General features: G+C 44.5%; 5 protein-coding genes and 1 pseudogene. 4 read left to right on the top strand and 2 right to left on the bottom strand.

All coding sequences use genetic code 11. The features are described 5' to 3' along the window. The first annotated feature begins 350 nt into the window (after window positions 1-350). Complete coding sequence (locus CVN76_RS08460) at window positions 351-1,544, top strand: PDZ domain-containing protein (RefSeq protein ID WP_100530906.1); 1,194 nt, start codon at window positions 351-353, stop codon at window positions 1,542-1,544. Between the two features lie 457 nt (window positions 1,545-2,001). Here the strand turns inward: CVN76_RS08460 and CVN76_RS08455 are convergent, their stop codons facing one another. Continuing rightward, a complete protein-coding gene (locus tag CVN76_RS08455; RefSeq protein ID WP_100530905.1) occupies window positions 2,002-2,991 on the bottom strand; it encodes an ABC transporter substrate-binding protein in 990 nt (329 codons plus the stop codon). Between the two features lie 186 nt (window positions 2,992-3,177). On the opposite strand from CVN76_RS08455, the gene CVN76_RS08450 reads away from it, so the two are divergent. After that, window positions 3,178-4,182 carry a FecCD family ABC transporter permease gene (locus CVN76_RS08450; RefSeq protein ID WP_100530904.1) on the top strand — a complete coding sequence of 335 codons (1,005 nt, stop codon included), beginning with the start codon at window positions 3,178-3,180 and terminating at the stop codon, window positions 4,180-4,182. Further along, window positions 4,179-5,234 carry a FecCD family ABC transporter permease gene (locus tag CVN76_RS08445; RefSeq protein WP_100530903.1) on the top strand — a complete coding sequence of 352 codons (1,056 nt, stop codon included), beginning with the start codon at window positions 4,179-4,181 and terminating at the stop codon, window positions 5,232-5,234. Before CVN76_RS08450 ends, CVN76_RS08445 begins: the two co-directional genes overlap by 4 nt. A 195-nt stretch (window positions 5,235-5,429) precedes the next feature. Here CVN76_RS08445 and CVN76_RS08440 read toward each other — a convergent pair whose 3' ends face one another. Further along, entirely contained in the window at window positions 5,430-5,963 is a 534-nt protein-coding gene (locus tag CVN76_RS08440; RefSeq protein ID WP_100530902.1) for a YceI family protein, read from the bottom strand. A 263-nt stretch (window positions 5,964-6,226) separates the two neighbouring features. Between CVN76_RS08440 and CVN76_RS08435 the strand changes: the two are divergent. Then, window positions 6,227-7,096, top strand: a pseudogene (locus CVN76_RS08435) (catalase); the annotation flags it as partial. Between the last annotated feature and the right edge of the window lie 101 nt (window positions 7,097-7,197).

Raw genomic sequence — 7,197 nt, 5'->3', positions numbered from 1 at the left:
GCAGTATGATCTGAAAGTGACAGGAAAGCTGGATGCGAAAACTGCAGCCCATTTGGAAAGTGCGATTCTGGAAAAAATCCAAGATGAAGACAATGATATTCAGTTAAGAACGGCTTTGAACTATCTCGTGAAATGATAAAAGAAGGTGCCGCCCCTGAAGCGGTGCCTTTTCTTTGTTTGGTGCCAGCTTATTTCCGCATCATGAAAAGAATGCGGAACAAACTTGCGATAAAGCTACTTTTTCTGCATCTTGATAGGCATGGAGGTTACATTTTTGATAGAATAGGAGGTAACTGACAAGCACGAATTGCACAACTTACTAATTACCCATTGAGGATGGTGGAAAGAAATTGACAACGGATTGGCTGATTGCATGCTTGATGGGATTAGGAAAACTATTCCTTCATCCTTTGCTTTATATTTCGATTGCCTATTGTTTATTCATCGGCTATCTTCGCGTTAAACGGGAACGCCATGATTTTAATACGAAGGTCTACAGGGTTTCCATGGAAATGCGGTCGTTGTTGCCCCATGGATTGATATGGGGGTTGATTCTTTCATGCTTAACGCTTGCATCAGGAATGACCATTCCATTGGCAGCGATGTTCATCATGGCCGGTGTAACGATTTTGGCTGTATTGACCATGAACAGGAGGGTCATCTCACCCGTATATACAGTGGGAATCACCTTCTTCATCCTTTTCTTTTTATATGATAGGGACATCAAGCTGCCGATATTGCAGGATGCCATGAATCAGCTCGATCGTTCCATCTATCCGACACTTGTTATCTTGATAGGGCTTTTGCTTATTGCTGAAGGATTTTTAATGGTTGGCAACGGCAGCAAAAAGGTCTCCCCTCAGCTGCAGGTGTCAAAGAGGGGGCAGCCGATAGGTGTTTACGTTTCACAAAGGATCTGGCTAATCCCGATGTTCGTCATGATACCGGGAGGACATCTTCCGGCACCCTTCGATTGGTATCCGGTTTTTTCGATCGGGGATATGGCGATATCGCCAATCGTGCTGCCGATATTAATCGGTTTCAAGCAGAAAGTTCACGGAACGCTCCCAGAGCAGGCAATCAGGGCACATGGAAAAAAGGTCGGAGCTTTAGGAGTGGTGATTACAGGCATGGCTATCATTGGCTACTGGTACCCGGTGCTGGCGCTCATAACGGCCGTACTGGCAATGGTTGGACGTGAATTCCTGCATTACTCCCAAAAGGCGATGGATGAAAGGCTTCCTTTTTATTTTTCAAAAAGCAAGCTCGGTGTCCAAATCTTAGGCGTCATCCCTCAGTCCCCTGCCGATAAAATGGGACTAGTCAAAGGCGAGATCATTTCGAAAATCAACGGGGTCATCGTCAGGGAGGAAGAAGAGCTATACAGGGCGCTCCAAATCAACAGGGCCCATTGCAAGCTTGAGGTCATCGATAATAATGAACAGATTCGATTCGTGCAAAGAGCGTTATTTGATGGCGAGCATTATGAATTGGGCATCCTGTTCGTTGACGATCAACTGAAGGAAAGAGGACAAGCGGGTTAACGGCAAACCCGACCGTCTACAGACAAAAAAGGTCAGGATGGACTCTTTGAAAATAAAGTTTGGCAACTTGAAGGAGATGCTGTCTGTATTTTGCAGGCGGCATCTTTTTTAGGTTCCAGCGAAGGGTGCGAGACTGCCGCTTAGGAAATGCGCGTCTACGTGAGATTCCAGAGACGAAAGCGCCGAGGAAGCTCGCGGACCGCCTCTGAATAAGCGAACGTCTGTAGTGGAAAGAAGGGGTCTAAGTATAAACCTCTAAAACTGGGAGCATTCAGAATCTGATCATATAGAGTGCAAAGCAATGGAACGGTTAAAGTCCAATCCTGCAAAACCGTGGGTAATCGGAAGTCCATCGGAATTTCTCATAAACAAAAGCACCCTACAGGATAGACTGTTCAAAATGTCTATTCTATCGGATGCTTTTTTAGTTAGCTTTGCAGGATCGTAATCCTGGCTATTACTTTTCTAGCATGATTTTTTCTAGATCGTCCAACATTTTATTAGCGGCAATGACTCCACCCGCTGTATTCCATGTTGCGTCACTGACTTCATGCGCATTTCCTTTTTTGACTGCATCAAGGTTCTTCCAAAGCGGATCGTTCGTCCACTCTTTTGCTGTGCTGAGTGCTTGTTTGTCGCCTTCAGGAGCGTAAGTGAAGTAGAAGAGGATATCTCCGTCCATTTTAGGAATGACTTCTTTGCCTACCTCGATGGCAAGGTTTCCTAGTTTATTATCTGCAGTGAACAGTTCCTTCTGTTGTTCTGCACGTTTGAAGCCTAATTGATCGAAAATCACTCCAGAGAATGAATCCGTATAATAAATGCGTGTAGTGCCAGCCATGAAACGGACGATGGAAACTTCTTGATTTACCTTGTCACCCAATTTAGCTTTAAGATCTTCAACGTGCTTATCGAATTGTGCAATGACGTCATTTCCTTTATCCTCAAGGTTGACGGCTTTTGCGTAAAGCTTAAAGTTTTCTTTCCAATCTCCTCTAAGCGTTTCCGAAAAGACGGTAGGGGCGATTGCACTTAATTTATCATAAATCGCTTCTTGGCGGATTTTGCTGCCGATGATCAAGTCTGGTTTAAGTGATGCGATTTTCTCTAAGTTCACTTCATGTTCAACACCGACTACTTCGACCCCATCCATATCAGCTTTAATATGGTCATACCAAGGGTCGCCAAGCCAAGATTGTACGGCACCAACAGGTTTGATTCCTAAAGCGAGTAATGCCTCAGTACCTTCATTCGTCAAAACGACTACTCTTTTTGGCGCTTTTTTCAAATCAGTCGAACCCATTGCGTGCTCGATTGTATAGCTTGTATCCTCTTTTTTATCAGCAGTGTCAGTTCCTGACTTCTTATCTCCCGGGTTTCCGCATGCTGCAAGCAGGAAGACTGTGAATATTGTAAAAATTGTGAATAATGACTTGATCCTGAACATTTATGTATCCCTCCCAATAATAAGCAAATGATAATCATTCGCACTTAACAGCCTCATCATAAAATGAATATACTTTTCTGTCAATATATAATTGAAAATGATTATCAAAATCGTTGACATGATTCCGATGACGCCAGTACAATTAAGTAAACTAGTAAATAAACATGATTGGATAGGTAACTGGATATGTTATTGAAAAATACATGGCAGAAATGGATGGGGCTATTCATTACCATTCTTTTGCTGCTTTTTTTACTGTGCTCAAGCATTGTATACGGTTATACGAATACTACATGGCAAATGGCCATTGATGCTTTCACCCATTTCGATGGGTCGAACGAACATATCGTGATCCAATCTGTCAGACTTCCGCGTGCCTTGATCGCTTCGGCAATAGGTGCAAGTTTGGCTATTTCAGGGGTGCTGATGCAAACATTGACTAAAAACCCTCTCGCTTCACCGGATATATTCGGAGTCAACGCCGGCGCGGGCTTGGCGGTAGTCACGGGCATCACCATTTTTGGGGTAAGCAATCTCCAAATATTCACCTGGTTATCTTTCATCGGGGCCGCAATCGCGGCAACAAGTATATATATGATAGGAAGCATGGGACGGGGCGGTTTGACACCGATGAAGCTGACTTTGGCTGGAGCAGCGATGTCCGCGATGGTAGCTTCATTGACGCAAGGTCTTTTGGTTTCCAATGAGGCACTATTGGATCAAGTTTTGTTTTGGCTTGCCGGATCGGTTTCCGGCAGGAGTCTTGATAATTTAGTTGCGGTCCTTCCTTACCTTTTAGTTGGATGGGGACTGGCCTTGATCGTTTCCGGAAAAATGAATGTGTTATCCATGGGTGAAGATGTGGCAAAAGGTCTCGGATTGAATGTCGTTATTCTAAAATCGGTCCTGGGGCTGGCAATCATCCTGCTCGCCGGTGGATCCGTTGCGGTGGCGGGACCGATAGGGTTCATAGGAATTGTCGTCCCTCATCTTACCCGTTATATAGTAGGAACCGATCATCGCTGGCTGATTCCATTTTCCGGACTACTCGGTGCGGTGCTTTTACTTGCAGCCGATATCCTATCCAGGTATATCCTGATGCCCAGGGAAGTTCCCGTCGGAGTCATGACGGCGATCATTGGCACCCCATTCTTTATTTACATAGCTAGAAAGGGGTTCAGCAGCCGATGAAGTCATATAAGAGTTTTCGTTTATTTAATGAAAAAATATCATTCTTAATGGATAAAAAAGCGATGATTATCGTTTTCATATTATTTTTGGTCACTTCCTCAGTATTTGTACTCAGCACTGGATTGGGAGAAATGAATATCCATCCATGGAATGTCCTGCAGGTCTTGTTCGGAGGGGGAACGGATGGTGATCGCCTGATCATCCAATCCTTTCGACTGCCGAGAATCATCGTTGCCCTTTTGGTAGGGATGGGTCTTGCAGTAGCGGGAGGAATTCTTCAGGGGATGATCCGAAATCCGCTTGCCTCACCCGATATCCTGGGAATCACGGGAGGGGCGACAGTGGCTGTCGTTGGCTTCATGGCTGTTTTTAGCGATAAGAATCATTCTTTAACGGTGAGCATCAATTGGCTGCCGTTAGCTGCCTTCATCGGCGCCACAATCGTAGCATTGCTTGTGTATTCCTTAGCCTGGAAAAATGGTGTTCCCCCGATAAGGCTTGTGTTGATCGGAATCGGGATAATGGCTTTAATGAAGGCGCTCACGACGATGATGATGATTCTCGGCCCGGTCTATCAAGCGAGCCAGGCAAACCTCTGGATTACGGGATCCGTTTCCAACTCTACATGGAATAATATCGCCATACTGGCGCCATGGACGTTTCTGTTTCTGCTGATTGCCTTTCTGTATGCGAGGAATATAAATTTACAGGAGCTTGGTGATGACCTGGCGACGGGTCTTGGCGGGCATGTTCAAAAACAGCGGTTCATATTATTGATGATCAGTACGGCCTTGATTGGCGGTGCCACCGCTTTTGCTGGAGGAATAGGCTTTGTCGGATTAATGGCACCCCATATGGCAAGAAGGCTGGTAGGTTCGAGTTTTGGCGTACTGTTGCCCGCATCGGCTTTGCTTGGCGGCATCCTCGTCATGATAGCGGATTTGATTGGACGCACCCTGTTCTCCCCGCTGGAAATACCAGCCGGTGTCTTTACGGCAAGCATAGGGGCCCCATATTTCATATATTTACTTTATCGAACGAGAAATGCGTAAAAAAAAAGCAGCCGATCAACTAAGCTGTACACTGTGTAAAGGACATGAAAAAAAGATGATCCCTGTATGGAACAGGATCATCTTTTTTTATCCCACCGGCCTCTATACTTATTCCTGCAGTACGTTCAGTGTACAAAAAAAAGACCCTTAAGGGCAGCCACTTATTTAAGTGTCTACTCTTCAGGGTACAATACATTAAGCTTCTTTAGCTGCCTCGATGTCGAGGGTAAGAGTGATCTGATCGCCAATAAGGACGCCGCCCGTTTCCAATGCTGCGTTATAAGTTAAACCATAATCACTGCGTTTAACTTTTCCTTTTCCGCTAAATCCTGCTTTTTCATTTCCCCACGGATCTTTTCCTTGGCCTTCAAAGGTGATTGCAAAGGTTTCTTCTTTAGTAATTCCATTAAGGGTTACATTTCCAGTTACATCGTATTCGTCGTCATCCGTTTTCACGATCTTCGTTGACTTGAATGTTAATGTTGGATTATTTTCCACATGGAAGAAGTCAGCAGAACGCAGGTGATTATCTCTGTCTGCATTACGGGTGTCAATGCTGGCTACATCTACGGTAAAATCGATTTCTGCAGTAGTCAGATCAGTTGGGTCCGCTGAAATGTTTGCGCTGAATTTATTGAAGCTGCCTTTAACTTTAGCGATCATCATATGTTTTACGGAAAATTCAATCGTACTGTGTGTCGGGTCGATCGTCCAATTCGTGTTTGTCATGATTATTTATTCCTCCTAAAATTAATCTTGAAATTATTTATCTTTAATTTGAGATATTTGAACTTAATGTAAGTATAAGAGGTAATGAAGAGGGTGTCAACCGAAATCTTTTCCTGTATTTTGAAAACAAGGGAAATCCCTGTGCATCAAGGCGCGGGGGCTCTCCTTGTGATGCCCTTAAAATTTAATGAAAGTTTGTAGAGTGAAATGAAGGGAATAGGGGAAAGTAAAGAGATATTATGGTTTAAATTAACAAAGGAGGGATTTTTTTGTCTAACGAATCCAAAAAAACAAATGACGATTCCAAAGAAACATTGACGAACAGGCAAGGCCACCCTGTAACGAATAACCAGAGCCTTCGAACGGTGGGGAACAGGGGTCCAAGTACACTGGAAAACTACGATTTCCTGGAAAAGATCAGCCATTTCGATAGGGAGAGAATTCCTGAACGGGTCGTGCATGCCCGCGGTGCCGGAGCCCATGGCTATTTTGTTCCGACTGGTAAAGCAGGGGACGAGCCGATATCAAAATATACGAGGGCGAAGGTGTTTCAGGTGGAAGGCAAAAAAACACCGGTATTCGTGAGGTTTTCATCTGTTATCCATGGCGGGACATCTCCGGAAACGTTACGTGATCCAAGGGGGTTTGCCGTTAAATTTTATACGGAAGATGGGAACTGGGATCTTGTCGGGAATAATCTGAAAATCTTCTTTATCCGTGATGCGATGAAATTCCCGGATTTGATCCATGCCTTCAAGCCGGATCCGGTCACGAACATTCAAGATGGGCGAAGGATTTTCGATTTTTGCTCGAGTTCTCCGGAAACGTTTCATATGGTTACGTTTTTATTTTCCCCTTGGGGCATTCCAGCCAATTATCGCATGATGCAAGGTTCAGGCGTCAATACGTACAAATGGGTGAATGAAGAAGGCAAAGCCGTACTCGTCAAATATCACTGGGAGCCCAAGCAGGGCATCAAGAACTTGACCCAGAAGGAAGCCAATGAAATTCAAGCAACGAATTTCAATCATGCCACACAGGATTTATATGAAGCGATCGAACGCGGGGAGTTTCCCGAATGGGATCTGAATGTACAGATCATGACCGACCTTCACGATCCTGCTTCCGATTTCGTGAAGGACACCAATAACCAGCTGACTTGTCAGCTGGTTTAATTCTATTTGTAAGTAAAGTTGCTTCAGGATGATATCCGACCATCGCTCACATTGAATGA

It is taken from the genome of Bacillus sp. mrc49 (assembly GCF_002803435.1).
This window is presented reverse-complemented; position numbering and strand designations above follow the sequence as displayed.

Excerpts from the sequence above, each read along its gene's own strand:
- CVN76_RS08455 (WP_100530905.1), bottom strand. The coding sequence starts at position 2,991 with ATGTTCAGGATCAAGTCATTATTCACAATTTTTACAATATTCACAGTC.
- CVN76_RS08445 (WP_100530903.1), top strand. The coding sequence starts at position 4,179 with ATGAAGTCATATAAGAGTTTTCGTTTATTTAATGAAAAAATATCATTC.
- CVN76_RS08440 (WP_100530902.1), bottom strand. The coding sequence starts at position 5,963 with ATGACAAACACGAATTGGACGATCGACCCGACACACAGTACGATTGAA.
- CVN76_RS08450 (WP_100530904.1), top strand. The coding sequence starts at position 3,178 with ATGTTATTGAAAAATACATGGCAGAAATGGATGGGGCTATTCATTACC.